A 25916-nucleotide genomic window follows, 5' to 3' on the forward strand; every position below is an offset into this window, starting at 1 on the left:
CGTGCACGAGATCTGTGAAGTCGGTTCACCAAACGGACGAGGACAGGCTCGACGCGCGACGTGGCGTCGCGTAGACCCACCCAGGACAGGAGCAAGATGGACAATCGCGCAGGCGAGATGCAGGTCTTCGTGCGGGTGGTGGAAGCCCGGAGCTTCTCGGAGGCCGCTCGCCAGCTCCGGATGACGCCGTCGACGGTGAGCAAGCTGATCGGCCGGATCGAAGCGCGGATGGGCGTGCGTCTCGTCGAGCGTTCGACGCGACGTCTATCGCTGACCGACGAAGGACAGCTCTACTTCGAGCGGAGCCGCGCGCTGCTCGCGGAGCTCGAAGATCTCGAACGCGAGCTCGCGCGAGGAGGCGCGCACGCGAGCGGGACGGTGCGCGTCAGCGCCTCGGTGGCCTTCGGCGCGCGCGGGCTCGTGCCGCTGCTGCCGGCCTTCTGGGAGCGGTACCCCGACATCGTCGTCGACCTGTCGCTTTCGGATGAAATCGTCGATCTTTACCTCGATCGCACCGACGTCGCGTTTCGCATCGGGGCGCTCACCGATTCGAACCTGGTCGCGCGCAAGATCGGCACGGCGCGGCGCCGGATCGTGGGATCTCCGGGCTACCTGAAGCGGCACGGGACGCCGCGGACCGTCGAGGATCTCGACCACCACAACTGCCTCGGCTTCAACTTCCGGCGGGCGGCGCCGGTGTGGCCGCATCGGCAGGCAGGTCGCCTCGTCGATCGGATGGTGCAGGGGAGCCTGCTCGCGAACAATGGCGAGACGGTTCGCACAATGGCGATCGCGGGCGTGGGGCTCGGGCGGTTGGCCGATTTCCATATCGATCCCGACATCGCCGCCGGTCGCCTCGTCGAAGTGCTGACGTCCGAGGAGCACAGCGACGCGGAGGACGTGCACGCGCTTCATCTCGGGGGCCAGCGCGTGCCCCCGCGGGTGCGCGCCTTTCTCGACGACACCGTTCCGCGGCTGCAAGCGTTCATGGCGGGCCAAGGGCAACAGGACGTGTCCGTGGCCATTGACACCGGCGCAGGGAAGGAGCACAGGCTGGTCTGATGGAGTACAGACAATTGGGCGGATCGGGGCTGAAGGTCCCGGTGTTGAGCTTCGGCACCGGCACCTTCGGGGGGTCGGGCGAGTTCTTCAAGGCGTGGGGTTCGAGCGACGTGGCCGAGGCGACGCGCCTCGTCGACATCTGCCTCGACGCTGGATTGACGATGTTCGATACGGCCGACATCTATTCGGGTGGCGCGGCGGAGGAGATCCTCGGGCGCGCCCTCCAGGGGCGGCGTGACCGCGTGCTCATCTCGACGAAGGGCACGTTCCGCGCAGGCCCTGGCCCGAACGACGTCGGGTCGTCGCGAAGCCACCTGCTGCGCGCGGTGGACACGAGCCTCACGCGGCTTCGCACGGACTACATCGACCTGTATCAACTGCACGGCTTCGACGCGGTGACGCCGATCGAGGAGGTGCTGAGCACGCTCGACACGCTCGTGAAGGCGGGGAAGATCCGCTATGTCGGCTGCTCGAATTTCTCCGGCTGGCACCTCATGAAATCGCTGGCCGTCTCCGATCGCCACGGATGGACGCGGTACGTGGCGCACCAGACGTATTATTCGCTGATCGGGCGCGACTACGAATGGGAGCTGATGCCACTCGGGATCGATCAGCGTGTCGGCGCCGTGGTGTGGAGCCCGCTCGGATGGGGCCGACTCACCGGGAAGATCCGGCGCGGTCAGCCGCTACCGCCGGCGAGCCGGCTGCAAAGCAAGGTCGTCGTCGATCGCGGGCCGCCGGTGGAGGACGAATATCTCTATCGCGTTGTCGACGCGCTCGACAAGGTCGCCGCCGAGACGGGCAAAACGGTGCCGCAGGTCGCGCTGAACTGGCTCCTGCAGCGGCCGACGGTCTCGTCCCTCATCATCGGCGCGCGCACCGAGGAACAACTGCGGCAGAACCTCGACGCCGTGGGGTGGACGCTGGCACCGGAGCACGTCGCCGCGCTCGATGCGGCAAGCGTGGTAACGCCGCCCTATCCGTACTGGCACCAGCGCGGGTTCGAGGAACGGAATCCGCCGCCGGTGTGAGGAGGCGCGTCCTCGACGGCTGGGACTCCACCGTCGAGGACCTTCTCTCCGAGCAGAACGGACCTGCTAATAGGTAGGACCCGTCTCCGCCGCGAGCTGCGTGAGCGCTTTCTCCCAGGTGGCGCCGCGCTCATCATCCTGCCAGTTCGTGGCCACGCTATCGCCGCGGCTCACCTCTCCGATATGCGCCATCGCTTCGACGTGCGCGGGGCTGCCGACGAACTGGAACATCGCCTCCTCGTCCTTCCAGACGGTGAGCGTACGCCCCGCGTGGCAGCTCGCGGAGCTGCCGAGCTGGAACGCCACGAGCCCCGGCTGGGTCTGGAGCGCCTCGCCAATGGGGCCCACGAGCTCCTCGAACTTCGCTTCGGACGCCGACGTGCCCTTCCGGTGGATCCAAGTGCTGCTCACGATGTAGCTCCCCGGCGCAAGGTTTCCCTCGGCGTCGACCCCGGCGCCCATCAGGGGAGAGGACGCGAAGTCTTGCTCCAGTTTGTCCCGCGAACAACCGTCGTCCTTCGTATCGGGGGGCTCGGCCGAAGGGCCGCTGCACGCAAGGAGGGAAAGGGAGAGGAGAGCTTTTGCTACGAGGTTTCGTTTCATGGGGTGGCTCCTTCGAAGGGAAAGCAATCGCAGGGAATTCAGCGCGTGTCGGGCGCTCCGGACCGGACGGTGCCGAAGAGCAGCGGCGAAAACTCGCGGCCCAGGCGCTTCGAATGGAAGTCCTCGGCACGCGCGAAGATCCGCACCTCGACGTCCTCCGCCGCGGAGGCGGTGGACGTCAGCGTGGCGATCCAATGGCGCGCACCCGCCGAATCCCGCACGCGGAGATAGAGGTAGGAACCGGCGGAAAGGCGCTCCTCGACGTGGCCCGTGAAGCCGAACCTCGCCGAGGGTCCGAGCGTGTAGTGCACCAGGGGGTTTTCGACACGCCGCTCCGAAGAGATCGTGTGGGCCGCCGAAAGCCCCGCGGCCAGCATCATCAGGGCGGCAAGGATCGTTCGTCGCATGCGTGGAAGCTACAAGCCACGCCGCTCGTCTCCGGTCCGAGCCGATGGACGGCGCGCGCGAGCGGATGAGCGGCGCGCCCCGGCCGATGAACGGTCCTACGCCTTGCGGAGACCGGGCTCCTCGTTGAGGCCCAGCGCCGCCTTCACCGCGGGCAGGGAGCGCCGGCTCACGCGCGCGATCTGGCCATCGTCGAGCTCGACCTCGTAGATCCCCTCTTCGCTGCGCAGGGCCTTCACGCTGTCGATGTGGATGAGCTCGCCCCGGTGCACACGCAAAAAGCCATGGGCGCGCAGACGCTCTTCGAGCGTGGACAGCGGCTCCTCGGTGCAATGTTCGTCCTGGTCCGCGCGGAAGAGCGTGTATTTGTCGCTGCTCCAGAAACGCGTGACGTCGCGGGCGTCGAAGAAACGAAGGACCCCACGCGTGAGGGTGACGATACGCGTCGACGATCCCCCGCGGTTCGTCACCATGGAAAGGGCGCGGGCCGCTGCCTCCTGGGTCGCGAGGAGCCGCCGGCGAGCGCGTTCGATGGCGGAAAGGAGTCGCTCGGGGCGCACCGGCTTGAGCAGGTAATCGACCGCGCTCACCTCGAAGGCCTGCACGGCGTATTCATCGTACGCGGTGATGAAAATGAGCGGCGGCAGGTCCGTGTACCGTTGCGCGAGCGAAAGCCCATCCAGGCCGGGCATTCGGATGTCGAGCAGCATGAGCTCGGGGCCCCGCAACTCGATCTGCCGGAGCGCTTCTTCCCCGTCCCCGGCCTCTCCCACGACCTCGGTGTCCGGGATGTCTTTTAACAATCGAATCAAGCGCCGACGCGCGGGCTCTTCATCGTCGACGACCAGGATCTTCATGCCACCACGTCCTTCACGGGAATGGCCACCCGCGCGAGGCAACCTCCGCCGGGCGCCGCCGAGAGGGCGATCCCTCCCTGCTCCCCATAAAGCAGGTGCAGGCGTTTGCAGATGTCCTCCACGCTCGTCTGGCTCCCGCGGTGCGCCGAGGCGAAGGGCCCGGGCCCATCGTCGAGCACCTCCAGGGAGACACGATGCCCCTCGTGCCGGATGCAAACGAACACGCTGCCGCTGCGTCGGTGGGCCATTCCATGCAAAATCGCGTTCTCCACGAGCGGCTGCAGGATGAGCGGCGGGACGAGGATTTCGGCGGCCCGCTCGTCGAGCTCGACCTGCGTGCGGAGGCGCGCGCCATACCGCGCCGACTGGATGGCCAGGTAGTCGCGCACCATCTCCACCTCGCGCCGGAGCGTGACGAACCGCGTCTTCGAGCTGTCGAGCGCATAACGAAAGAGATCGGCCATGCGCTCGAGGGTGCGCTCCGCGAGCGCGGGGTCGTCGTGGATGAGGCTCGCCACCGTGTTGATGCTGTTGAAGAAGAAGTGCGGATTCGTGCGGCCCTGGAGCGCCTTGAGCTGGGCTTCGAGCGCGGCTTGCCGTTCGAGCTGGGCCATGCGCTCGATGCTCTGGGCCTTGTTCCGCAGGCGCTGCACGATGAGCGCTGGAAACAGGTAGACCCAGGAGATGATGATGCACTGGAGGACGAACTTGGGCAGATCGTAGTGTCCCGGGACGAGCCTCCTCTTGAAGTCGAGGACGAGCGGGCCGAGGAGGACCGGGACCAGGGTCGTGACCGCGACGTGGAGCGCGCCTCGCGCGAGCGGCGTGCGGAGGCGCGGCACCACCTTGGGCAGGACCCCTGCGTAGAGCGCGTGGAAGACGAACGAGTGCGCGAGAAAAACCACATAGATCCCCGCGAGCCGCACGAGCGTCGTGTCGAGCGGGAGCGAGGGCAGGTTTTTGAGGAGCAGCGGCGCGGCCGCGAGCGGCACGATCGGGTAGAGCCAGAGCATCTCGCGGGGGAGGAGATCTCCGCCCCCCGGCAGGAGGATCTCGACACGGCTCTTCGGGCGGCTTTCGGAAGGCCTCCTCATACGAGGCGGAGCGTAGCGGGCCTCGCTCGCAGGGTTCAACCCGCCCCGGATGGATGGTCCCTCCGGGCCGATGAACGGCCGGCGGAAGGGTTGCGGGCCCGCGCCGTCAGCGTGGACCGGCGTGCTGCTCCGCCAGCAGCACGAGGATCCGCGTGAGCTCGGCGCGCTCCCCCGTCGAGAGCCGCGCGAGCCTTCGCCCGAAGGCCTCGTCGAGGATCTTGCGGGCCGCCTCCATCGCTTTGCGCCCCGAGGGGGTGAGCGTCAGGCGAAAACGCCGCAGGTCGTCCGCCTCTGTCTGGCGCTTGACGAAGCCGGCCGCCTCCAGCCGCTTCACCATGAAGGTGATCGTCGGCTTGGGCATGAGCAGCGCGCGCGCGAGGTCCGCCGGGTACGGGTGATCGTCGAGCTTCCCGAGGAGGAAAAACTCCTTCATCTCGATCCCCTGCGCGCGCACCTCGGGCTCCACCTCGGCCATGACCCCCATGGTCATCTCGAAGTGGAGCGTCCAGAGCTCCCAGGGCGAAGGCTTTCCCATGTTCTCCTACTTGCGCTTGACAACGGAACCGGCGGCGTTACTACTAGTTCAATCTTGAACTGTTCGGAAGTGGAACCGTTCGGATGTAGAACTATTTTGGGAGGAGACGCGATGTCGCTCGATCATTACGTCACGCTCGGTCGCTCAGGTCTGCGGGTGAGCCCCTTTTGCCTCGGCGCCATGACGTTCGGAGAAGACCTCGGCTGGGGGAGCAGTGTCAAGGACTCCGAAGCCATCCTCGATCGCTACATCGAGCTCGGGGGCAACTTCATCGACACGGCAAACCTTTACACGAAGGGGCATTCGGAGAAGATCATCGGTGACCACCTCGGCCACGACCGCGAGAAGCGGGACCGGCTGGTGATCGCCACGAAGTTCAGCGGGAATCTGTACGTCGGCGACCCCAACGGCGGCGGCTCGAGCCGGAAGTCGATCGTGGCCGCCTGCGAGCAATCGCTCCGCCGGCTGCGCACCGACTACATCGATCTTTATTGGCTGCACAACTGGGACAAGTTCACGCCGATCGAGGAGACCATGGCGGCGCTCCACGATCTCGTCCGGTCGGGGAAGGTCCGCTACATCGGCGTATCCGACACGCCCGCGTGGAAGGTGGCGCAAGCGCAGCTCATCGCGCAGTTCCGCGGGTGGGCGCCCTTCATCGGGCTGCAAATCGAGTATTCGCTCCTGGAGCGGACGATCGAAGGGGAGCTGCTCCCCATGGCCGAGGAGCTCGGGCTCGGCGTGACGCCGTGGTCGCCCCTGCGGAGCGGCGTCCTGAGCGGCAAGTACACGCGGCAAAACGGCCTGAAGCCGGAGGTGCGCCCCTGGGCCGCGAATTACCTCGACGAGCAGAGCTACGTGGTGATCGACGAGCTCCAGCGGATCGCCAAGGAGCTCGACACCACCGTCGCGCGCGTCGCCCTCGCCTGGGTGCAGGCCCGCCCGACGGTGACGTCCACGATCATCGGGGCGCGCACGCTCGCGCAGCTCGACGACAACCTCAAGGCGCTCGATCTCAAGCTCACGCCGGCGCAGACGGCCTCGCTCGACGCGCTCACCAAGCCGAAGCTCAACTTCCCCGCCGATTTCCTCGAACTGGCGCGAGGGATCCAGGCCGGAGGGACGACGATCAACGGGCAACCCTCGCAGCTCATCCCCTTCGGCGTCACGAAGAAGGGCGATCACTACTGACGAAGGCCGACGGAGGGGGCGCGTGGTCCCGCGGGCCGGCGCCCCCTACCGAAGCTCGACCCTCCTGCCCGTATCATCCGTACGCACCCAGCACCCCGCCTCTTCGTCCCACACGACCCGCCCAGGGTTGTCCCTCGGCGCTTGGCCCAGCAAGCGCGCGTCTTGCGGGTTTCGGGTGACCTCGAAGATCTGAACGTCGATGTCGTAAAAGGCGACGGCCCCATCGCGGGCGCGCACGGCATAGAGTTCCTTTTTGAGCGTAGGCGCGCTCCCCGGCACCTCGATGGGCGGATCGGGCCGCGTCCCGGGCTTCACGAAGACCACCGCCAGGTGGTTGTTTTTCACGCCGATCAGCGCGAAGAAGCCGCCTTCGAGCGCGATCACCTGTTCGATCTTCTCGAGCGCGACCTCCCCCACGCGCGCCGTGGCCACGTCCGCCGCGGGCGCGCCGTGCGCGATGTGCTCGACGGCGCAGCGCTCCCTCGTGGGCCCGTCGCAGCCGACGAACAGGGAGTCGTGCCGGTTCGAGGCCGACACCTGGAAATGCATGGCCATGTAATCGTGCGAGACCACGAGCGCGCGATGCGCGGGCTCCCAGCGGGCGAGGCGCCCGGCGCCGGCGACGAGCAGCTCCTCGTCCGGCAGGAGCGCCAGGCGGACGGAGATCCAGTCGGTGCCGTGGGTGTTGATGCCCGAGAGCCAGGGCCCGACCTTTCCATCCTGGAGGCGGACCGCGGCGACCGAGAAGTTGTCGACCGCAAAATAGGCTGTGCGCTCGCTCGGCGCCTTGCCCGTGCAGCAAGCCACGTCGACCACGTTGCCGTCGAGCTCGAAGACATCGAGCAGGCGCTCGCCCTCGAAGCGCCAGACCCGGTTGTCGTCGCCGCCGCCGGCGAGGATGCCGGTGACCGGATCGAAGGTGACCGTGCGCTGATCGCGGGCCATCCCGCCATGGGTCGCTCGATACACGTTCATCGCGGAGGTCGAATCAAAGACGGACTCGTACGACGACGGCTTGGAGACGCCGTAGCCGTAGATGTCGATCGTGTCTCGGTTGCTCGCGACGGCGACCTGGTCGGGGCGCCCGGGCATGGGGAACACGTCGTTGGAGTCGCTGCCTACCACGCGGCTCTCTCGGGAGGTGATGTCGAGAAGGTTCACGTACGCCCCGGCCATCAGAACGCGGGCGCCGTCGGCCGAGAAACGCATGCGGGAGGGGGGAGCGACCTCGGGGAACGAAGCGAGCGGGGCGAGCGACGGGAACGAGACGACCTCGACGCGAGCCTTTCTGTCGTCGGGTTTGCCGATGGCGTAGGCGATCCTCGTGCCGTCGGGTGAGGCGGCGACGTTGAGTACGGGCGGCGGCGCGAGACGGGCGCGCATGGCGAGGGTGCGCGTCTCGTGGAGCCAGAGGCCGGTGGGGCTCGCCACGACGAACCACGTCCCGTCGCCCACCGGCGCGACGCTCCGCGCGGCGTGCGGGACGAAGCGGAGGGCGCCGTCCTCGCCGGGGAGGATCGCGCCGCGCAGGGGGCGCTCGAAGTCGCCGTCGACGGGGAGCGTCGACGTGTCGCCGCGCGCGCCGACGCGGCGCTCGGGGAGGAGGAGGGGCGCGGGGGCGCCCTCGGGGAGCGTTTCGGGGATGGGCAGCCGAAGCGTAGGGCCGAGGGGGACGGGGCGCTGCTTGAGGGGGCGCTCGGTCCACGGGCGCTCCTTGCGGCCGCAGGCCGAGGGCCCGGCGAGGAGCGCGAGACCGGCGAGGGCGCAAAGCAGGCGGGCGGCGTGGTTCATGCGCGACGGACGATAAGCCACGCAGGTGGCGGCAGGCAACATGTGGCGGGGAGCAACATCCCTGATCGACGTGTCCTGCGCCGCCGGGACGTGCCCACGCCGAAGGCCCGCGCCTCCCTCGCGAACGCCGCGGGAAAACCTCGTGGCATCGACGTTGCTCTTCCCGTTCGCATGACGACCGCGCTTCGCTTATCGACCTCCCTCGCCTCCGCGCTCCTCGTGCTTTCGACGGCCCTCCCTGTGTCCGCCGAGGAGCCGACCGAGCCCGAGCCCGCCCGCGGCGCCGAGGCGCGCAAGCGCTCCTTGTCGGCGAGCTTGAACGTGACGCCCTTTTCTTTCGGCAGGGCCATGGCTTATACGAGCTCGGGGGGCGACTACGACGCCTCCGTCGAAGAACCGCTGCTCGTCGGGTTCTCGGGCGATTACATGTACAAGTACGACCTCGTTCGCCTGGGCTGCGGATTGCGGTACTCGCACACCTGGGACACGAGCCCCGGTTATAGCAACTTCTACGTCCACGAGCTCGGGGCCACCGCGCTCCTCGGGCTCGGCGGCACGACCAAGGGCGGCGTGGACTTCGCCGCGACGCTCGGCCTCGGGATCGGCCACTCCTGGATACCGACCTTCGATTTGTATCCCCCGAGCTGGGGCGTGACCGGCGAGCTGCTCGTCTCGGTCGCCATTCCGGTCACCAAGTCTACCGATTTCCTCCTGCGCAGCGGCCTGAGGGTAGCCGTTTACAAAGGCAACATGTCCGAGAACGGGGTGCCGTATCCTCAGGACGCCTTTTTCCCCCGCGCCTACGTCCCCTTCGAGGTGGGCCTCCGCAGGCGCTTTTGAGGGCCCGGGACGAGGGGGTCACGGCGATGTAAGCCGCATGTAAGTGCCTCGTCAGCCATCTTCGGGCCAGGTCTGTGCCGACCGGAGCGCAAACGATGACGCCGCGCGCCGGGCCCTTCCACCCCACGGAGACAGACATGATGGTCCGCAAGAGCTTCCTCCTCGTCGCCGGAGGTTTCCTCGCTTTGATCGGCGCCTGTAGCAGCGACGATGGCGCCGCGTCGAGTGCGTCGGCAGCGTCGGAGGTCGTCGAATTGCCCCTGCACGGAGAAGACAACCTCTTCCCCGGATTCGCCTATTCCACGGGGCTCCAGCCGAGCGGCTCGCCGGTGCAGGCGTCGTTCGACCTCACGGCGAAGGGCGTGGCGACGGTGGACGCCAAGGCAGCGCCGAGCGGATCGAAGAGCGCGCCCAAGCTCAACGGCATGGCGGGCAGCGGCAAGGTCGCGTTGTCGGGTGGCTTTTCGATGGTGGGCAACCTCAAGGTCGACATCAACATGTTGCCTCCCTACGACGGCCCGATCCCCGGACTCGAAAACATCGAGATTGCTTTCGAGGGGAGCACGGCGTTCGACCCCTTCTCGATCGGGACGGGCGTCACGACGAAGGCCCTGATCCCGCCCGTGCGGCTGCCCGACATCCCGCTGCCCGGAAACATCCCGGGCTCGCTCGTCCTGGAGATCGAGGACGGGAGCTTCGTCGAAATCGGATTCACCGGCACCTGCGCCGCGATCGACGGGACCGACGTGGCCTACGAAGGCGACATCGTGCGTGGCGGGTCGCTCCTCATTCAGCCGAGCATCGAGATCAAGGTGCCCCTCGTCGGCACGAAGACGTTCGAGATCCCCAAGTTCACGGTGGACCTCGCCCTCGGCACCACGAACCTCGCCATGAACGCCGAGGTGTCGCAGTTCGGCCTGCCCGCGAGCGGAGACGAGGCCAAGGTGGGGACGTGCGAAGGGGATGGGGCCGGCGGCAGCGGAGGCGGAGCGTCTTCGTCTTCGTCGTCGTCGTCCTCCTCCGGCACCGGTGGCACGGGCGGCTCGGGCACGGGCGGTTCAGGCGCGGGAGGCTCGGGCACGGGCGGTTCGGGCGCGGGAGGCTCGGGGGGTTCGGGCGGGGGGCCCGCCTGCAACGAGGACCTGAACCCCGAGCCGAACAATACCAAGGACACGGCGACCAAGATCACGACCAACATCAGTTGCAGCCCGCTGACGGAGGACACACGGGTCGGCGTGCTCAGCGGCGAGAGCGACATCGACATGTATTCGTACCCGAACGGGATCGACACCTGCGCCGGCCCGGCCAAGCCGTGGCTCAAGGCCTATGCGACCAAACCCTCGACGTGGTTCTGCCTCATCCCGCATTGCGCCACCAAGGAAATCCCGGACATCCTCGAATGCCAGGACGGGCAATACTACACGATTGACGGCATGGAAGCCTGCTGCAACCAGGGCGCCGACGTGCTGATGCACCTCGAATGCACCGTCGGCGGGAGCACCCTGACGAACTACCTGGTGTACGTCGATCAGCCCGGCGTGAACGAGTGCACCGATTACGCCTACTCGCTCACGTTCGTCTCACCTTGAGGAGACGCCGCGCGCTGCACCCTCGCTTCGCAGCGCGCGGTTGTACCGCTCCACGAAGCGCCGGGCCTCACTCTTCGTGAAGAGGTGCTCGTCCGTCCATCCGTCGTAGGGCGCGCCGAGGAGCGCGAGCCCCGGCGCCAGCGTCGGGACTGCAATGCCCAGCATGATCCCTCCGACCGCGGGCACGCGCCGGTCGGGCCCCGCGGGATTGTCCGTCGCGAGAATCACCACGCCCACCGCCGCCGCCAAGAGGCCGAGGCTCCCGAGGACCACGCCGGTCGCGCGCATCTGCGGGCTGCGATCGCGTAAGAAATCGTCGAGCTCGTGGGAGCCGGTCCGGTTCGCGTACCGGCGTATGAATTCGTTCTCCGTGATGCAGCGCTTCTTCGTGCACAGCTCGAAATGGTCTCGATTCCGCGTCGACTCACGGACCTCGATGCTCTCCGCATCGTACGTCGCCCCTCCCGCGCGCTCGGGTTCCGCCGCGTCTGCGGAGGGGGGCAGAGCGCCCTGGCCGCCGAGCGCGAAGGCGACATAGCCGCGCACGTGGCGCCGCTCGACGCGCGTGAGTTCGAGCGGACGGGGGCCCTCGTCGAACGCGACGTCCGCAGGGTCGCCGGGCGCCGTCTCCCGCGCCAGCGTGATCTCCCCTTCGCCGAGCGTCGCCGACCGGACGTAACCGACGCCGCACGAGGCGCTCTGGCAGCACGCTGCATAGGCCTTCGTCGCGGCCTTCTCGACACGTGTGCGCACGTCGAAGCGGTAATAGACGTGCGACGCGCCCGGCGCGCCGGCCGCGCGCGCGGCGTCCGGGGAGAGCACCTCCGCGTCTTCGATGACGTCACCGGGGACCGGCCGCGGTTCGACGTCGACGAGCGCGTCCGCGCACGGGTTCGGCGCGAGCTGGTCGGCGAGCGGCCGCGTCGTGACGTAGGGCGCGAGGAGGACACGGCCGAGGAAGGACGCATCTTCGGAGGGGGCGAAAACGAGGTGTTCGTCACCCGCGAGGGGAGCGCGCGCGCGGAAGGCGGCGAACGCGCCGCCGCGCAAGGTAGGAGGGGTGTTGTTCACACAGCCGGCGACGGACGCCAGCACGAGGAGGGCGACGAGGCCCGCGCGTGGTTTCATGGGGCTCCTGGGTCGGAGAAAGCGAACCACGTCCACCGTGCGGTCCCGGGGGCTTACATGCCGCTTACATCCGAGGGTTCCCCCGGCGGAGTCAGCAAAACTCGATCGAGAGATCGGGCGAGAAGAAGTAACCGAGGTCGTTCCCGAGCAGCACCTCGCGCAGCCCGAGATCCCGCATGCGGGTCAGCATGACGTGGAGGCGGTTGCGCGCCGCGTCCGCCAGGATCCGCTCGCCGGGCCAGCCGATCTCGATGAGCTGCTCGAACGAGGACGGGCCGGCCGGCGCGGCGAGGTGGGCCCGCGCGAGCGCGACGAGCAGGCGCCGCATGACCGGTCGGTTCGCGCACGCGACGCGCGGGCCGCTCGGCGGCTCGAACCAGCGGCCGGTGGCGTCGATCCGCAGGACACGCGGCGCCGCGGGGGCCGGGGACGTGTGGGTCGCGAGCGCGCTGCCGAGCAGGCGCGCAAGAACACGCAGCTCGGTGACCCACCGCGCGCCCGCGCCGTTCGCGGCCGCGAGCACGGCGCCGAGCCGCCTCTGGGCGCCGCTTTCGAGCGCGGCCGCGGCCCCGTCGTCGCCGTTCGTCCGCGCGCGCTCTGCCTCAGCCAGATCGAGGAACCCTTTGCAGATCTCGAGCGCGGGCAGGTGCGTGTCGACCCCTGCGTCGAGGTCTTGCTCGGCCGCCGCGAGCAGCTCGCGCGCCTCGTCGAGGTGGCCGACCGCGGCTTCGAGCACGCTCGCGACGACCGTGACGAGCCCCGAGTAGAGATGGCGGCCGAGCGCGCGCACCCGCGGGAGCGTCTCGTGTAGCTCCAGCCGCGCTTCGAGGGGGCGCCCCTGCTCGAAGAGCACGACCGCGCCACACGCCAGCGCGGCCACCTCCAGCGTGTGCTCGCCGGTGGCGCGCGCCGCATCCCGGGCCTCGCGGTACCGGAGCGAGGCCTCGCTCGGATCCCCGGCCTCCAGCGCGGCGTGCCCCAGGCCGAGCAGCAGGCGCGCGGGCGGCGCGAGGCCAAGCGCTCGGGCGTGGGCGAGCGCCTGCTCGGCGTAGGCGCGCGCGGCATCGAGCTCCCCGGCGTCGAGGTGCACGTACATGAGCTCGAGGCGCATGCTCAGCTCGAAGGGGGCCTCCCCCACCTCGCGGAAACGTTCGAGCGCCTGCTCCACGAGCATCCGCGCCCGCGGCTGCTCCCCGCGCAGGCGGGCGACGAAGCCGAGCATCGCATACGCGAGGCCCTCCAGGCGGCGATCGCCGACCTCGATCGCGAGCCGGAGCGCGTGGTCGGCGGCGCTGCGGCTCTCGTCGAAGCGCCCGCGCAGGAGCAGGACGAGCGCGACGAAACGCCGGGCGAGCGCTTCGAGGGACACGTCGTTCGCGCGCACGGCGAGCGCCACCGCCTCGTCGAAATCGCGCTCGCTCACGTCGAGCCTCGCGACACGCCACGCCACGCGCCCGCGGGCGATCAGCGCATGGCCGCGGACGCGCGGATCCACCTCGGCCGCGGACGGGTGCGCGAGCGCTTCGTCGAGCCAGAGCAGGTGCGCCGAAGGGGAGCCGTCGTGCCAGCGGGGCTCTTCGAGCGCCACGAGGATCCGGAGCGCGACCTCCACCTCCTTCGGAGCGCTCGACGCGAGGCCACGACGCACGACCGCGAGCAGGTTCTCGCGCTCGACGAGCAGCCGCCGCGCGGCGGCGCTCGGGTCCTTGCGCGTGAGCGCGGCAGAGCGCTCGGCGTACACGAGGAAGTAATGCGTGTGCCGCTCGAACACCGCCGCGCGTCCCTCCGACGCCACGAGCCGCTCCTCGGCGTACTTGCGCACGCTCCGGTACATCGTGAGCCCCAGCTCGCCTTTGCCGTCGTCGTGCCGCGCATGGATCAGGAGCGACTTGTCGCGTAGCGCTTGCAGGGCGAAGAGCGCGTCGTCCCCGCCGGGATCGAGCACGGCTTCGGCCGCGTCGGCGCCGATGCGGCCGTGAAAGACCGCGCATTGCGCGAAGGCCTCCTGCTCCCAGGGTGGAAGGAGCCCCCACGACCAGTCGATCGCATCGCGCAAGGTCGATTGACGGCCGCCGGCCTTGTCGCGCCCCCGGAGGACGTCGATGCGCCGCTCCAGACGTTCGAGCAGCTCGGCCGGCGTGAGCGTGCCGAAGCGCGCGGCCGCGAGCTCGATGGCGAGCGGCAGGCCGTCGAGCTCCCGCACGAGGCGCGCCACGACGGGCCCTTCGTCCGGCGTCGGGTCGTACCCGGGGACCACCTCGCGAACGCGCTCCATCCACAACGCGACGGCTTCGCTGCCGGCGAGATCGTCCCGCTCGGGCAACGAGAGCGGCGTGAGCTCGTGCACGACCTCCCCCGGGATACGCAATCGCTCCCGGCTCGTCACGAGGAGCTGCAGCTCGGGCACCGAAGGGAGCCACGCGCCCGCGGTCGCGTCTGCGTGCTCGACGACGTGCTCGAACGGATCGAGCACCAGGAGCGCGGGCCCGAAGGCCGCGAGCGAGCGGACCATCCGCTCCCGCAGCTCGCGCTCGCCGGCCCCTTCGGGTTCGGGCACGCCGATCGCGCGCGCGACGGCGGCGCGGATCCCGGCCACCCCGCGCGCGCCTTCGAGGTCGCAAAACACGACCCGCAGCGGCTCGTCCTGCGCAGGATCCGCGAGCCGGGCCGAAAGGCGCGCCGCGAGCGCCGTCTTGCCGATCCCCGCGGCGCCGGTGAGCGTGACGAGCGGCGCCCCTTCGGCGAGGAGCTGCCCGACACGCGCGAGATCGGCGCTCCGGCCAACGAAGCTACGGGAGGCCCTCCGCGGACGGCCTCGGAGCGCGTGCTCCCCCTCCTGCGTGCGACGCCCTCGTGGGTCCGATCCGGGCTGCACACGGAGCCGCAGCGATGAACGAACACGCCCTCTCGTCACGTTGGATGCCAAGGACCGATGCTACGACCGCCGCGTCGAGCGGGAAAGCGTGGACGTTCCCGGGCCACGCGCGGGGCCCCTTGAATGCCCATACAAATTTCCCACCTCACACCAAAACCGAGCGACGTCACGGAGCGGAATCCCCTCGAAAAACGCCCGAGCCTCGCTGCCCGACCGGACAATCCCGCTCGGGCCTCCTATCCTCGCCGCCCCGTGCGACGCGAAAAAATCGTCATTCTCGGCGGCGGAATGGCCGCCCTGACCACGGCCTTCGAGTTGACCGGCGTGCCCGGCTGGGAGGATCACTACGAGGTCACCGTCTACCAGCATGGGCACCGCCTCGGCGGGAAAGGCGCGAGTGGCCGCAACCGCGAGCGATTCGATCGCATCGAGGAGCATGGCCTCCATCTCTTCTACGGCTTCTACGACAACGCCTTTTCCGTGATGCGCCGCTGCTACGAGGCGCTCGGGCGCCCCGCCGGCGCGCCCCTCGCGACCCTCGAAGACGCATTCAAGCCGCACTCCCTCATCGTCTTCGAGGAGCCCTCCGAGGGCACCTGGCAGCACCAGCCCCTTCTCTTTCCCCGGAACAGCGATCCCCCGGGCCTCGGCCACAAGGTCCCCACCCCGGCCGAGCTGATCCCGATCATGCTCCAGTTCCTCCTCGACCTCTTCGACGCGCAGCCCGCGCTCCGCGGCGGCGCGGACACGACCCCGCAGCCGCTCCGCGTCGGGCTCCGTGTCCTCCGGCGCGGCGTCGTTCGCTTGCTCGCGTCCTTGCGCGCGCTCCTCGCCCCGCCCGCGCGGGGCCTCGTGGCCGTGCGCCGCGAAGAACTCCTCCGCCGGCTGCTCGCCTGGTCTGCCGCTGCGTTCCGCCGCGGCGAGCGGCTCCTCGCGCGGCAGCCAGAGGTCCGGAGCGCCTGGGTGGCCGTGGACATCACGCTGGCGATGATCCGCGGGATGATCGCCGACGGCCTGACCGACCAAGACGACGTCGATTGGCGGCGCCTCGACCACGAGGACTTCCGGGCGTGGCTCATGCGACACGGCGCCTCTGCCTCCTCCGTGCGGGCCTCGACGGTCTCGGGCGTCTACGCCGGGGCCTACAGCGCCGGCCGCGAGATCGGCGCGGGGACGGGCCTGCACTGGACGCTGCGTATGCTCTACACGTACCGCGGCGCGATTTTTTACAAGATGCAGGCGGGGATGGGCGACGTGATCTTCGCCCCGCTCTACGAGGTCCTCCGCCGCCGCGGCGTGCGCTTTCGTTTCTTCCATCGGGTCGACAAGCTCCGCCTCTCGGCCGATCGCCGGCGCGTCGCGGCGATCGAAATCGGCCGGCAAATCGCGGTGAAAGACAGCGCCGACTACACGCCGCTCGTCGACGTGAAGGGCCTGCCCTGCTGGCCGAGCGAGCCCCTTTACGAGCAGCTCGTCGGGGGCGACGCCCTCCGCGCGAGCGGCGAGAGCCTGGAAGACTGGGGCGCGCAGTTCCCCGATCAGGAGCCGCCGCTCGTCCTCGAAGACGGACGCGATTTCGATCGGGTCGTCCTCGGCGTGGGCCTCGGCGTTGTGCCGGCCCTTTGCGAGGAGATCGTCGCCGACGCCGGAAACCCGCGCTTCGCCGCGATGCTCCGGGAGGTCACGACCACACCGACCGTGTCGGCGCAGCTCTGGAAGCGCGACGATCTCCGCGCGACCGGCTGGCCCCTGCCGCCGCCGGTCATGATCCCTTACGCCGCGCCCCTCGATACCTGGGCGGACATGAGCCACCTCCTGCCGCGCGAAAGCTTCCCCGAGCCAGGGGGCCCGCGGAGCCTCGCGTACCTCACCGCGGCGATGGACGACGACGCGCCGCCGCCGATCGAGCGCTCGGCCTACGTCGGGTACGCCGCCCGGCAGCTCCAGCGCGTCCGCACCCTCACGGCGCGCCACCTCGACGCGTCCGCGGCCCACCTCTGGCCTGCGATCTCCCGGCCCGACGGCGCCCTCGACCGCAGCCGCCTCCACGCGCCGGCGTCGAGCGACGATCCCCTCGCCTTCCAGCACCACAGCCCGGTCCAGCACCCCTCCGATCGGTACGTCCTCTCCCCGCGGGGGACCACACGCCACCGCCTCGCCGCGGACGAGTCCGGCTACGAAAACCTCGTCCTCGCCGGCGACTGGACCCTCACGCCGATGAACCTCGGCTGCGTCGAGGCGGCGACGATGTCGGGCATCCGCGCCGCCCAGGTGCTCACGGGCCTGCCGATCCCGATGCACGACGACTGGCTCCGCGGCCGCGCCGCCGCGCCGCCGCGCGCCCCCCTCTACATCGAGCGAGGCCTCAACGAGTCGACCTCCCCGCCCTACGACGCGCGGTCGAGCGTGATGGTCGCCACCCTGCTCCAGGCCGATCCGCGCCGCCTGCGCGACCTCTGCGGCCGCCACCTCGGCCTGCACGAGGAGCGCGTCTACATCCCGCTCGGCCCGATGGTCGTCTTCTACGCGCAGGACAACCGCCTCCTCTCGGCCGTCGACGCGAAGGGGGCGGTCGCGGAGCGCGATTTTGGCTTCCTCGTCCCCGTGGTGATCTGCGAGCGCCGCGGCGGGCGGCTCGACCCCCGCGCCCTCGGCGCCTACATCCCTTCCCTCTGGGTCGACCTCGGCGCGGCGCTCATCGGCGGCCGTGAGGTCCTCGGCTTCCCGAAAGGACACGCCGATCTGGGCTTCGAGGCCCAGGCCTCCGGCGCCCTCGCCCTCCACGTCGACGCGTGGCTGCCGCCCGAGGGCGGCGACGCCCTCACCCCGTGGCGCCACGAGCGGCTCGTCGAGGTCCGCGACGCAGGTGAAGGCGCGCCCGCGACCTCGCTCCTCGACGCCCTGCGCGCGAGCCACGACGCGGCCTGGCTCGGCGCCGCGGGCCTCGACGGCCGCGCGCAAGCCCAGGTGCTCGCCCTCGGCGTCGACTGCCTGCGGACAGGGTCGGTCTCCATGGTCTTCCTCAAGCAATTCCGCGACGCGGCCCGCCGCGAGCTCGCCTGCTACCAGGCGATCATCGAGGCTCCGTGCCGCCGCATCGGTTCCTCCCGCGTGAACACGAGGCTCCCGCGCCCGATCGAGGTCTCCGTCTTGCGGCGTAGCGGCCTCGCGGACGCGCTCGGGCTCGTCGGCGAAGGAGACGACGAGGAGCGGGTGCGCCTGCGGGCCCTCGCGGGCGTGTACATGGAGCTCGACTTCACGATCGGCGCCGGCGAGGTCGTGAACCCGCGCCGCGACAGGCACGACGGCGTGCGCTGAGGCCCAGGCTCTGCCACGCGGCGGCGCGGAGGGACCTGAAATCCAGCCGAACACGTGTCGTCCCCCCTCGACAGTGCGTGTTCGGCAGCGCAGCCGGAGCCTCCTCCCGGCGACCCCCCGAGGGACACGGACCGCTCGCCCTGCGGTGGACCTGGACGCTGGGGGTCGGCCCCCCGCGACAAGCTCCCTCGACGGCCGACGGTCCTTGTTCGGCCGCTCGACAAGGCCCCTCGGCCACCTCCGGCCCTCGTCGTTCGGCTCGACCTCCCCCCGGAGACACGCCCAGCCCCGTGTCCGGCGGCGTGACCGTCGCCTTGTCGCGCCGACGAGCCTTGTTCGGCTCCCTGCGCGAGGTCGCGTGGTGGGCATGCGGCTTGTCGCGGCGCAGGACATCCGAGGACGAGGGCGGATGTCGTCGGTCGAGGATGTGCAGGGCGACAACTCGGAAAGGATGCGGTTCGTGTACCATGGGAACATGCATTCCAGAGTTCTGGGGATTCACCTCGCGATCCTGATCGCGATGAGCACGGCATGTGAAGTCACCGAGGACCCGCCGCGCGATAGCACCGGCACGACCGGCGTATCGACAGGGGGCACGGGCGGCATGGGAGGCACGGGCGGCGCGAGCGCGTCGAGCGGCGCCGGAGGCGCGAGCGCATCGTCCAGCAGCACCGGCGGCGCGGGCGGCACAGGGACGGGGGGCGCAGGCGGTACAGGCGGCGTGGGCGGCGCGGGCGGCACAGGAGGCGTGGGCGGTGTGGGCGGCGCGGGCGGCACAGGAGGCATGGGGACGACGACCTCGTCGAGCTCCGGCGGGCTCATGTGCAATGGCAACCAGATGCTCTGCGGCGACGCTTGCGCCGACCTCGCCACGGACACGAACCACTGCGGCGCCTGCGGTCATTCCTGCCTCGGCGCCGCCTGCAATGCGGGCCAGTGCGCCGCCACCGCTCTGTATACGGGCCATCAAGCCGTTCTGGTGCGCGTGGACGAACAACGCGTCTTTTTCTCGTCGCACATCGATATCCTGAGCATGCCGCTCACCGGGGGCGCCACGACCAAGGTGAACAAGGAGGAGGGCGTGTTGGCCTTCGGCGCAAGGAACATGGAGATCGCCGGAAACAACGTCTTCTGGACGACGCCGGATTCGCCGAACTTCGGCTACATCTCGAAGGTCAGCAAGAGCGGGTTTGGCCAGGTCCACATCGTGGAGCCCGCCGTGAGTCACGGGCAGCCGCACAAGCTTGCGCTCGGAAACCTCGATCCCTCTGGCAACGCGACGGCCGTGTATTGGTGCGCGAACGGCAACGGTCAATTGCCCAAAACCGCCATCGTGAAGACGACGTGGAACGCCAGTGGCACCGGGACCTCGACGAAACTCGCGGACGCGTCGGCCCTGTACCTCCGAGGAATCACGCTGCACCAAACCGATGTGTATGTCCTCTCCGCCCAGCCCTCGCAGATCGTTCGCGTGCCGCAAGCAGGCGGCGCCGCGACGGTGTTCACGCCCGGCACCTGGTCCGGGATCGATCTCCTTTCGGACGCAGAAAACCTGTACGTGCTCGACGTGGGCCCAGGCCTGAACGGCAAGTACGCCGACGGCAAGGTGTGGAAGATCCCGTTCGCGGACGGCGTGCCCGTCGCGCTGGTGACGGGCGTGGCCAATCCATCAGCGTTCGCGATCGACGGCGAGCATATTTATTACACGTCCGCGTGGAACGAGAGCGGGCAGCTCGCCGACGGAGCGGTGTTCGCCGTGCCCATCGCGGGCGGTCCGGCGGTCACCATCGCGGACAAGCAGCCGGCCCCACGCGGCATCGCCGTCGACGGGACGCATGTGTACTGGGCGAATTATGGCGTCGGGCCCAACCAAGTGGATGGCGGGGTGCTCAAGGCGCCGAAGTAGGTGGGGAGCGAGCGGGCCTCGTCAGAAATCCGCGACCCGCCCGCCCATCATGACCTTGCGAACCCCGTTGATGACGACGTTGATGTCCGTCAGAGGGTCGCCCTCGACCGCGATGATGTCGGCGTAGTAGCCCACGGCGACCTTTCCGATCTCGTTCTGGACGCCGATGCTCTCGGCGCCATGGATCGTGGCGGTACGGAGCGCTTCGAGCGGGGTCATCCCGGCCTGCACGAGCCAGCCGAGCTCGCGTGTATTCTCGCCGAATCCGGTGAACACGGCGTCCGAGCCCATCGCGATCTTCACGCCGACCTGGTGCGCCTGGGTCGCGCTGGCGAGGTTGTCCTGGATGTACGCCTCGAACTTCGCCTCCAGATCGGGGGCGTAGCCGAAGAACGCGAGGTTGTCCTTGTAATAGCGGTTGTGATCGATGGTCGGCACGTAGATCGTCCCCTTGTCGATCATGTTGCCGCAGTCGACCATGTCGAGGCCCTCCGGGTGCTCGATCGAGTCCGGGCCGGCCATGATGGCGAGCTTGGCCGTGTCCTGGTGGTACGCGTGGATCGCGATGGGCAACCCCTCCTGGTGGGACGTGTCGACGAGCAGCTTGAGCTCGTCGAAGGTAAACGTCGGCGTGCACTCGAGCGTCTGGTCGGTGCATTTATCGGCCCATACCTTCACGAGGTCGGCGCCGCGCAGCACCTGCAGATGCACCCAGTTCTTCAATTCCTCGGTGGGGACCGCGGCCGGGTACTTGTAATTCGAGATTCCGCCGATGGAGTTGTACATCCGCGGCCCCAGCGTCTTGCCGGACATGATCTCGGCGCGCAGGGGGTTCAGGACGAAGTCGCGGCCTCCCTTGTCGATCGCGGTGGTGACGCCGGTCTTGAGCGTCGCCAGCGCGGCGTTGCGGGCGAGGTCCATGAGCTTGTAGACGTTGTTGTTCATCAGCCAGTTGACACGGGTCCAGGGGAGCGTGCCCGGCTCCTGGTCCGTCTGGTAGGTGAAGTGGACGTGGGCATCGACGAGGCCGGGGAGACCGGTGTACGCCGACCAATCGATGACGCTGGCCCCGCACGGGATCTGCTTCTCATCCGTGCCGACGTAGCTGATCCGATCCTCGTGGATCACGACGATCGCCTTGTCGATGACCGTGCCGTCCTCGGGATGGACGAGCTTGCCAAACCGAATGGCCTTGTCGCTGGTCACGCATTCACCACCGCCGGTGCCGCCGGTACCACCGCCGACGCCGCCGGTGCCTCCGGTGCCTCCGGTGCCGCCACCGATGCCGCCGGTGCCACCGGTACCGCCGGTGCCGCCGGCGCCGGGGGGGTTCTCATTTCCCGGCCCGCAATGGACTGTCGCGAGGAGGACGAGGGCCAACGAAGATGTTCGAGAAGCTAGGTTCCACATGAGAGAACTCCTGATCTGTCGGGAAGCGGCTCCATGCCGAGCGATGGGTGGACGCCGACACGCTAGGCGCGTGAACCACAAACTGACATCCGGATGCGCCGCGCCGGTTTTTCGCTTCCTTCGCGCCGAATCGCCCATGGCCGCGACCACAACCCCGCGGATCGACGAGCCGTTCTGGCGCGACAAGAGCCATTCTTGCACTTCGATCGGACCCACCGAGAGGTCTGTCGCCGCGGCGCGTCGCACGTTTCCCGCGCGCGCCCGGATCGGGACGTGCCCCCCACCGCATGCGGGTTGGAATGGCTATTCAACGATGACGAATCACGACGGCCGACGCCGTTCGGCGCGCCATCCGCACGGCCAGGGCGGCGGTGGAGGCCGTCGTCGCCAGCGCGACGACGCCCAGCCAGCCCCATTGCGCCAGCGCCAGACTGCCGAGCGCGGCGCCCGTCGCCATGCCAATGAACATCCCGGTGAACAAGAGCGCGTTCAGGCGGCTGCGCGCGCCGGGCTCGATGCCATACACCAGCGTTTGGTGCGCGACGAGCGTGCCCTGGACGCCGAAGTCGAACCCAATCGCGGCGACGACGATCAGGCCCAGTTGCGCCGTCGTCGGCAAGAGGGGGAAGAGCCCCAGGGCCGCGAACGACAGCGCGGTCAGTCCTGCGCCGAGGCGCGCGACGAACTCCGGTCCACGCCGGTCGGCCAAACGCCCGGCCAGGGGCGCGCCCAGCGCGCCCGCCGCGCCCGCCAGCCCGAAAGCACCGGCGGCGGCGCTGCCCAGGTGGAAGCGGCTGTGCAACATGACCGCGAGCGTCGACCAGAAGGCGCCAAAGCCGATCGACAACATTCCCTGCGAGAGCGTCGCCTGGCGTAGCGCCCCGTAACGGCGCCACAACGCGACGAGCGAACCCATCAAAGCGCGATAGCCGAGCTGGGTCGTGGGCTGAAAGCGCGGCAGGCCGCTCCAGGCGACGACGCCGATCATGGCAATGGACGCCGCAGCGGCGAGATACACGGCGCGCCAGCCGAACTGCTCGGCCACGAAGCCGCTGACGACGCGCGACAGCAGGATGCCCAGAAGCAGGCCGGTCATGACCGTGCCCACGACCTTGCCGCGCTGCGATTCCGGCGCCAAGGTCGCGGCGGCAGGCACGATGTCCTGCGCCAGCGTCGCCGTCAGCCCGACGGCCAGGTTGGCCCCGAGCAAGGAGGCAATCCCCGGGGCGAAGCCGCCGAGCAAAAGCGCCAGCGAGAGCAACGCGGCCTTGATCAGAATGATGCTGCGCCGGTCATAACGGTCCCCCAAGGGGGCGAGCAGCAGGATTCCGAGGGCATACCCCAATTGCGTCATCGTGGGCACGAGGCCCACCAGCCGGTCGCCGGCCTGGAGGTCCGCGCCCAGCACCCCCAGCATCGGCTGACTGTAATAGAGCGACGCGACGCTCAGCCCGGCGCCGGTGGCCAGCAGAAGCACGAGCGAGCGGGAGAGCCCGGCCTGCGTGGGGACGGCAACATGCGCTACATGAATAGATGCCATGGGAGACGCCTCTTCGGTTGACGTGTTGCCATCGTACAAGCCGTTCCGACGTCGTGGTAGCTGCCTCCCATGCAGACTTGATATACGCTCTGCGCATGACCAGCCCGGACACGAGCGGCATGGACCGCATCGGACTGATGCAGACCTTCGTGCGCATCGTCGAGGCCGGCAGCCTTTCGGCCGCAGCCGCGCAGCTCGGGACCAGCCAGCCCACGGTCAGCCGGCGCTTGCAGGCGCTCGAGCGCTCGCTGGGCCTGGAGCTGCTGCAGCGCTCGACCCACGCGATGAAGCTCACCGACGATGGTGCGCGCTGCTTCGCGCACGCGAAGACGCTTCTGGAGAGCTGGCAGGCGATGACCGCCGACCTACGCGGGGCCAAGGACGCGCCGGAAGGTCATCTCCGGGTCCTGGTTCCGCACGCGTTCGGGCAGGACCAACTGATCGCCCCCTTGATGGCGTACCTGCGGCGGTATCCCCAGGTCACCGTCGAATGGTTGTTGCATGATCGGCGTCCCGATTTCATTGCCGAGGGCATCGATTGCGCCGTGCAGGTCGGCGCGGTGGACGATCCCGCCGTGATCGCCCTTCGGTTGGCCGAGGTGCCGCGCATCGTGGTGGCGTCCCCGAAATTGTTCGGCGAGCGATCGTTTCCACGGGAGCCTGACGATCTCGCGGCGTTGCCTTGGCTGGCGTTGCAGACCTTTTATCGCAACGAAGTGGCGCTGGTGCGAAAGGCCGACGGCGTCACCCGCCGCTTTGCGATCCGACCACGGCTGAGCACCGATAGCCTGTATGCCTTGCGCAACGCGATTCTCTCGGACCTGGGGGTCGGAATCGTCTCCGCGTGGATGGTGACCGACGATCTGGAGCAAGGGCGCCTTCGGCACCTGGCGCCGGGGTGGGAAGCGCCGCGGCTTCCTGTCCATCTGGTCTATCCGTACGCGCGTTTCTACCCGGCCCGGCTGCGCGTGTTCCTGGAGGCCATGCGCGAAGCGCTGCCGACCATCGCTGGGTAGCTTTGATCACTCTGCCGTGTTAGGGTCCCGACTGTGCACGCGCAGGGCGGCACAGTCTTAATGGTGGCATGATGAAGGCAAAACAGATCCTTGTAGGTTCCTTGCTCGGCCTCGTTCTCGCTCCGGCGATGGCACACGCCGCGCCCGTCACCGTGCCGGAGGGCGTCGCGGATGCCGTCGACGCCCTAGGTACGGGCCTCTGCGCCGCATCGGCGATAGCGACGAACCCGTCGGCGGACTTCGACCTCAACAATCCCGGCAACTATACGGGGTCGATCGACGCGTTCATCGACGCGCACGCGGTCGATCGCGTCGAGCACGTGATCCGCTCCGTCCTCGATCTGTCCAACAACAACACGTCCGGCAGCCAACTGAGCTACGGCGATTTCATCGACGCCGCGCTGGAGGCTGCTTGCAAGACGGGCGGATGCGATTTCTTCGTCAACGACACGACGACGGCTTTCGGCTCGCGCCTGCGCGGCTTCTTCAACGTCACACCTGACCTCGCGAACAAGCCGATCCACTTCGGGTTGTACACGGACGACGCCGTCAGCCTCACGGTGTACGACAAGGCGCTCGCCCCGTATCCCGTCATCGTCCGCCCCCCCGCGCTCGGCATCGCGACGTGGCGCGTGACGAACGAGGTCACCTTCTCGACGCCGGGGCTCTACCCGATCGAGATCCTCTACACCCAGATCGCCGAGCACGCCGCGCTGGAGGTCTCGTATTTCGTAGGGGATTTCGAGGATTTCGAGCGAGCAGCCAACAGTCCGCCCATCGTCAAGCTCAACGACGCGGGATTCACGCTTCTCCCGGCGACCTCCTTTTTCCAGACGTCGAACGGCAACCCCTCGTTCCCGGATCTCAGCGTCTGCAAGCAATGCGAGCGGCAGTTCGTCAACCAGGCCGGTGACAACGGCTGCGACGCCGGGCACTTCTGCAATGAAGCGGCGCTCTGCGCACCTTGCGACACGGACAAACACTGCGGGTCGAGCTGCTCGCCTTGCGGCGGCGACACCCCGTTCTGCGCGGACCTGAACGGCGACGTCCAGTGCGCCGGTTGCCGTACGGACGCCGACTGCCAGGGCGGCGCCACCTGCGATCCGAGCACGAAGACCTGCGAGGAATCGTCTTCCCCCGCGGGCTCTGGCGGAGCCGGCGGGAGCGGGGGCGGAGACAGCGGCGGCGGAGGCAGCGGGGGCAGCGGGGGCAACGGCAGCGGCGGCGGAGGCAATGGAGGCACGGACAGCTCTTGTGGTTGTCGGATCGATGCGAGCTCGTCGCACGCCGGAACCACCGGCTTTCTGTGTCTCGTGAGCGCGGCGATGGCGTATGCCCGATCGCGGCGGCGCCCGTCCAGATCCTCGCGCCGTTGACGCCCGCCATCGAGATCCGACGCATCCTGCGGATCACGAACGTCGCGCGCCGGCCCTTGACACGGCCGGCTCCGGTCACATGTTGGGCAGCCTGAATGAGCACCAAGGCCTCCCTTCACCTCGCCCGAGCCAGCAAAGCCGCGAAGCTCTTGAAGGAGGCGACGTCGCAGGAGGAAGCCGCGCTCTTGCTCGACGCTGGCCTGACGGAGCTGAACGCGGCCCTGGCCGCGGCGCCGAAGGCGATCGCTGAGCGCGTGCAGCGCGTCGTCAACGACATCGCACGGCAGATGATGAGCGTCGTCCACGAGGACGTGCTCGCCGAGGCGGCCGAGGCGGCGCAGGCCTGACG

The 25916-nt window shown here is 69.1% G+C and carries 20 protein-coding genes; 10 read left to right on the forward strand and 10 right to left on the reverse strand.

The window, feature by feature from the left end; genetic code table 11:
• The first annotated feature begins 96 nt into the window (after positions 1 to 96).
• Both QHF89_RS34175 and QHF89_RS34180 read left to right on the forward strand, forming a co-directional pair.
• Positions 97 to 1062 (forward strand): LysR substrate-binding domain-containing protein, encoded by a 966-nt coding sequence (locus QHF89_RS34175; protein WP_136971822.1) that lies wholly within the window; start codon positions 97 to 99, stop codon positions 1060 to 1062.
• Positions 1062 to 2093: an aldo/keto reductase gene (locus QHF89_RS34180; protein ID WP_136971821.1), complete on the forward strand. Its 1032-nt coding sequence runs from the start codon at positions 1062 to 1064 to the stop codon at positions 2091 to 2093. The genes QHF89_RS34175 and QHF89_RS34180 overlap by 1 nt, the downstream gene beginning before the upstream one ends.
• 66 nt (positions 2094 to 2159) lie before the next feature.
• Here the strand turns inward: QHF89_RS34180 and QHF89_RS34185 are convergent, their stop codons facing one another.
• The 5 genes from QHF89_RS34185 to QHF89_RS34205 all read right to left on the reverse strand — a co-directional run bounded on the left by QHF89_RS34185 (position 2160) and on the right by QHF89_RS34205 (position 5587).
• Positions 2160 to 2696, reverse strand: coding sequence for an antibiotic biosynthesis monooxygenase family protein (locus QHF89_RS34185; RefSeq protein WP_136933955.1), 537 nt, complete (start codon positions 2694 to 2696; stop codon positions 2160 to 2162).
• A gap of 38 nt (positions 2697 to 2734) precedes the next feature.
• Complete coding sequence (locus QHF89_RS34190) at positions 2735 to 3103, reverse strand: hypothetical protein (RefSeq protein WP_136971820.1); 369 nt, start codon at positions 3101 to 3103, stop codon at positions 2735 to 2737.
• 96 nt (positions 3104 to 3199) lie between these two features.
• Positions 3200 to 3958 carry a LytR/AlgR family response regulator transcription factor gene (locus QHF89_RS34195; RefSeq protein WP_136971819.1) on the reverse strand — a complete coding sequence of 253 codons (759 nt, stop codon included), beginning with the start codon at positions 3956 to 3958 and terminating at the stop codon, positions 3200 to 3202.
• Positions 3955 to 5052, reverse strand: a complete 1098-nt coding sequence (locus QHF89_RS34200) for a sensor histidine kinase (RefSeq protein WP_136971818.1) — start codon at positions 5050 to 5052, stop codon at positions 3955 to 3957. The genes QHF89_RS34195 and QHF89_RS34200 overlap by 4 nt, the downstream gene beginning before the upstream one ends.
• 106 nt (positions 5053 to 5158) lie before the next feature.
• Positions 5159 to 5587, reverse strand: a complete 429-nt coding sequence (locus QHF89_RS34205; protein ID WP_136971817.1) for a MarR family winged helix-turn-helix transcriptional regulator — start codon at positions 5585 to 5587, stop codon at positions 5159 to 5161.
• 111 nt (positions 5588 to 5698) lie between these two features.
• Here QHF89_RS34205 and QHF89_RS34210 point away from each other — a divergent pair, with 111 nt between their 5' ends.
• Positions 5699 to 6778 carry an aldo/keto reductase gene (locus QHF89_RS34210; RefSeq protein ID WP_136971816.1) on the forward strand — a complete coding sequence of 360 codons (1080 nt, stop codon included), beginning with the start codon at positions 5699 to 5701 and terminating at the stop codon, positions 6776 to 6778.
• Between the two features lie 45 nt (positions 6779 to 6823).
• On the opposite strand, the gene QHF89_RS34215 is transcribed toward QHF89_RS34210, so the two are convergent.
• On the reverse strand, positions 6824 to 8569 hold the full coding sequence (locus tag QHF89_RS34215) for a WD40 repeat domain-containing protein (protein ID WP_136971815.1): 1746 nt from the start codon (positions 8567 to 8569) through the stop codon (positions 6824 to 6826).
• Between the two features lie 171 nt (positions 8570 to 8740).
• Between QHF89_RS34215 and QHF89_RS34220 the strand changes: the two genes are divergently transcribed.
• Positions 8741 to 9409, forward strand: a complete 669-nt coding sequence (locus tag QHF89_RS34220; protein ID WP_136971814.1) for a hypothetical protein — start codon at positions 8741 to 8743, stop codon at positions 9407 to 9409.
• A gap of 95 nt (positions 9410 to 9504) precedes the next feature.
• A complete protein-coding gene (locus QHF89_RS34225; RefSeq protein ID WP_284721274.1) occupies positions 9505 to 10998 on the forward strand; it encodes a hypothetical protein in 1494 nt (497 codons plus the stop codon).
• Here QHF89_RS34225 and QHF89_RS34230 read toward each other — a convergent pair.
• Together QHF89_RS34230 and QHF89_RS34235 are read right to left on the reverse strand one after the other, a co-directional pair.
• Positions 10990 to 12126: a hypothetical protein gene (locus QHF89_RS34230; protein ID WP_136971813.1), complete on the reverse strand. Its 1137-nt coding sequence runs from the start codon at positions 12124 to 12126 to the stop codon at positions 10990 to 10992. The genes QHF89_RS34225 and QHF89_RS34230 overlap by 9 nt on opposite strands.
• Positions 12127 to 12217: 91 nt before the next feature.
• Positions 12218 to 15001: an ATP-binding protein gene (locus QHF89_RS34235; protein WP_284721275.1), complete on the reverse strand. Its 2784-nt coding sequence runs from the start codon at positions 14999 to 15001 to the stop codon at positions 12218 to 12220.
• 252 nt (positions 15002 to 15253) lie between these two features.
• Here QHF89_RS34235 and QHF89_RS34240 point away from each other — a divergent pair, with 252 nt between their 5' ends.
• Both QHF89_RS34240 and QHF89_RS34245 read left to right on the forward strand, forming a co-directional pair.
• Positions 15254 to 18319: an NAD(P)-binding protein gene (locus tag QHF89_RS34240; RefSeq protein WP_284721276.1), complete on the forward strand. Its 3066-nt coding sequence runs from the start codon at positions 15254 to 15256 to the stop codon at positions 18317 to 18319.
• Positions 18320 to 18794: 475 nt separating this feature from the next.
• A complete protein-coding gene (locus QHF89_RS34245) occupies positions 18795 to 20225 on the forward strand; it encodes a hypothetical protein (RefSeq protein WP_284721277.1) in 1431 nt (476 codons plus the stop codon).
• A 21-nt stretch (positions 20226 to 20246) separates the two neighbouring features.
• On the opposite strand, the gene QHF89_RS34250 is transcribed toward QHF89_RS34245, so the two are convergent.
• Both QHF89_RS34250 and QHF89_RS34255 read right to left on the reverse strand, forming a co-directional pair.
• On the reverse strand, positions 20247 to 21605 hold the full coding sequence (locus tag QHF89_RS34250) for an amidohydrolase family protein (RefSeq protein ID WP_136971809.1): 1359 nt from the start codon (positions 21603 to 21605) through the stop codon (positions 20247 to 20249).
• Between the two features lie 337 nt (positions 21606 to 21942).
• Positions 21943 to 23175: an MFS transporter gene (locus QHF89_RS34255; protein WP_136971808.1), complete on the reverse strand. Its 1233-nt coding sequence runs from the start codon at positions 23173 to 23175 to the stop codon at positions 21943 to 21945.
• A 95-nt stretch (positions 23176 to 23270) separates the two neighbouring features.
• Here QHF89_RS34255 and QHF89_RS34260 point away from each other — a divergent pair, with 95 nt between their 5' ends.
• The 3 genes from QHF89_RS34260 (at position 23271) to QHF89_RS34270 (ending at position 25914) form a co-directional block, all read left to right on the forward strand.
• Positions 23271 to 24191 carry a LysR family transcriptional regulator gene (locus QHF89_RS34260; RefSeq protein WP_136971807.1) on the forward strand — a complete coding sequence of 307 codons (921 nt, stop codon included), beginning with the start codon at positions 23271 to 23273 and terminating at the stop codon, positions 24189 to 24191.
• A 68-nt stretch (positions 24192 to 24259) separates the two neighbouring features.
• Entirely contained in the window at positions 24260 to 25567 is a 1308-nt protein-coding gene (gene traA, locus QHF89_RS34265) for an outer membrane exchange protein TraA family protein (RefSeq protein WP_136971806.1), read from the forward strand.
• A gap of 95 nt (positions 25568 to 25662) precedes the next feature.
• On the forward strand, positions 25663 to 25914 hold the full coding sequence (locus QHF89_RS34270) for a hypothetical protein (RefSeq protein WP_136933971.1): 252 nt from the start codon (positions 25663 to 25665) through the stop codon (positions 25912 to 25914).
• Positions 25915 to 25916: the final 2 nt, after the last annotated feature.

Source organism: Polyangium sorediatum, assembly GCF_029946465.1.
Taxonomy (GTDB): Bacteria; Myxococcota_A; Polyangia; order Polyangiales; family Polyangiaceae; genus Polyangium; species Polyangium fumosum.